General features: G+C 52.9%; 1 rRNA gene. It reads left to right on the top strand.

The features are described 5' to 3' along the window. Nucleotides 1-66: 66 nt before the first annotated feature. Nucleotides 67-2940, top strand: a 23S ribosomal RNA gene (locus DS031_RS23200); the annotation flags it as partial.

Below are 2940 nucleotides of genomic sequence, written 5' to 3'. Positions count from 1 at the left end.
AATGAAGTTAGTAAAGTTTTATTTTTTAAGCCAGAATGGACACATTCTGTGCGCAAGGTATTTGTAGGTTAAGCTACAAAGGGCGCACGGTGGATGCCTTGGCACTAGGAGCCGATGAAGGACGGGACGAACACCGATATGCTTCGGGGAGCTGTAAGTAAGCATTGATCCGAAGATTTCCGAATGGGGGAACCCACTGCCTGTAATGAGGCAGTATCTTTACCTGAATACATAGGGTACTGAAGGCATACCCGGGGAACTGAAACATCTAAGTACCCGGAGGAGAGGAAAGAAATTTCGATTTCCTGAGTAGCGGCGAGCGAAACGGAAACAGCCCAAACCAAGAGGCTTGCCTCTTGGGGTTGTAGGACACTCTATATGGAGTTACAAAGGAACGAAGTAGATGAAGCGGTCTGGAAAGGCCCGCAAGATAAGGTAACAGCCCTGTAATCGAAACTTCGTTCTCTCTTGAGTGGATCCTGAGTACGGCGGGACACGTGAAACCCCGTCGGAAGCTGGGAGGACCATCTCCCAAGGCTAAATACTCCCTAGTGACCGATAGTGAACCAGTACCGTGAGGGAAAGGTGAAAAGCACCCCGGAAGGGGAGTGAAAGAGAACCTGAAACCGTGTGCCTACAAGTAGTCGGAGCCCGTTAACGGGTGACGGCGTGCCTTTTGTAGAATGAACCGGCGAGTTACGATCTCGTGCAAGGTTAAGCTGAAAAAGCGGAGCCGCAGCGAAAGCGAGTCTGAATAGGGCGAATAAGTACGCGGTCGTAGACCCGAAACCAGGTGATCTACCCATGTCCAGGGTGAAGTTCAGGTAACACTGAATGGAGGCCCGAACCCACGCACGTTGAAAAGTGCGGGGATGAGGTGTGGGTAGGGGTGAAATGCCAATCGAACCTGGAGATAGCTGGTTCTCTCCGAAATAGCTTTAGGGCTAGCCTCGCGGCAAGAGTCTTGGAGGTAGAGCACTGATTGGGTAAGGGGTCCCCAACGGATTACCGAGCTCAGTCAAACTCCGAATGCCAATGACTTATCCGCGGGAGTCAGACTGCGAGTGATAAGATCCGTAGTCAAAAGGGAAACAGCCCAGACCACCAGCTAAGGTCCCAAAGTATACGTTAAGTGGAAAAGGATGTGGAGTTGCTTAGACAACCAGGATGTTGGCTTAGAAGCAGCCACCATTTAAAGAGTGCGTAATAGCTCACTGGTCGAGTGACTCTGCGCCGAAAATGTACCGGGGCTAAACGTATCACCGAAGCTGTGGATTGTCCGTTGGACAATGGTAGGAGAGCGTTCTAAGGGCGGTGAAGTCAGACCGTAAGGACTGGTGGAGCGCTTAGAAGTGAGAATGCCGGTATGAGTAGCGAAAGACAAGTGAGAATCTTGTCCACCGAATGCCTAAGGTTTCCTGAGGAAGGCTCGTCCGCTCAGGGTTAGTCGGGACCTAAGCCGAGGCCGAAAGGCGTAGGCGATGGACAACAGGTTGATATTCCTGTACCACCTCCTCACCATTTGAGCAATGGGGGGACGCAGGAAGGTAGGGTGAGCGCGCTGATGGATATGCGCGTCCAAGCAGTTAGGCTGATGAGCAGGCAAATCCGCTCATCGTAAAGGCTGAGCTGTGATGGCGAGGGAACTATAGTACCGAAGTCCCTGATCCTACACTGCCAAGAAAAGCCTCTAGCGAGGTGAGAGGTGCCCGTACCGCAAACCGACACAGGTAGGCGAGGAGAGAATCCTAAGGTGATCGGGAGAACTCTCGTTAAGGAACTCGGCAAAATGACCCCGTAACTTCGGGAGAAGGGGTGCTCTTTTGGGTTCATAGCCCGAGAGAGCCGCAGTGAAAAGGCCCAAGCGACTGTTTAGCAAAAACACAGGTCTCTGCGAAGCCGTAAGGCGAAGTATAGGGGCTGACACCTGCCCGGTGCTGGAAGGTTAAGGGGAAGAGTTAGCTTCTGGCGAAGCTCTGAACCGAAGCCCCAGTAAACGGCGGCCGTAACTATAACGGTCCTAAGGTAGCGAAATTCCTTGTCGGGTAAGTTCCGACCCGCACGAAAGGTGCAACGACTTGGGCACTGTCTCAACGAGAGACCCGGTGAAATTATACTATGCGTGAAGATGCGCATTACCCGCGACAGGACGGAAAGACCCCATGGAGCTTTACTGCAGCCTGATATTGGATTTTGGTACAGCTTGTACAGGATAGGTAGGAGCCTTAGAAGTCGGACCGCCAGGTTCGATGGAGGCGTCGGTGGGATACTACCCTGGCTGTATTGAAATTCTAACCTAGGACCGTTATCCGGTTCGGAGACAGTGTCAGGTGGGCAGTTTGACTGGGGCGGTCGCCTCCTAAAAAGTAACGGAGGCGCCCAAAGGTTCCCTCAGAATGGTTGGAAATCATTCGCAGAGTGTAAAGGCACAAGGGAGCTTGACTGCGAGACCTACAAGTCGAGCAGGGACGAAAGTCGGGCTTAGTGATCCGGTGGTTCCGCATGGAAGGGCCATCGCTCAACGGATAAAAGCTACCCTGGGGATAACAGGCTTATCTCCCCCAAGAGTCCACATCGACGGGGAGGTTTGGCACCTCGATGTCGGCTCATCGCATCCTGGGGCTGAAGTAGGTCCCAAGGGTTGGGCTGTTCGCCCATTAAAGCGGTACGCGAGCTGGGTTCAGAACGTCGTGAGACAGTTCGGTCCCTATCCGTCGTGGGCGCAGGAAATTTGAGAGGAGCTGTCCTTAGTACGAGAGGACCGGGATGGACACACCGCTGGTGTACCAGTTGTTCCGCCAGGAGCACAGCTGGGTAGCTATGTGTGGAAGGGATAAGTGCTGAAAGCATCTAAGCATGAAGCCCCCCTCAAGATGAGATTTCCCATAGCGTCAAGCTAGTAAGATCCCTCAAAGATGATGAGGTTGATAGGTCTGGGGT

The sequence above is a fragment of the Bacillus taeanensis genome, from assembly GCF_003318295.1.
In the GTDB taxonomy this organism is placed as follows: domain Bacteria; phylum Bacillota; class Bacilli; order Bacillales; family UBA6769; genus Maribacillus; species Maribacillus taeanensis.
This window is presented reverse-complemented; position numbering and strand designations above follow the sequence as displayed.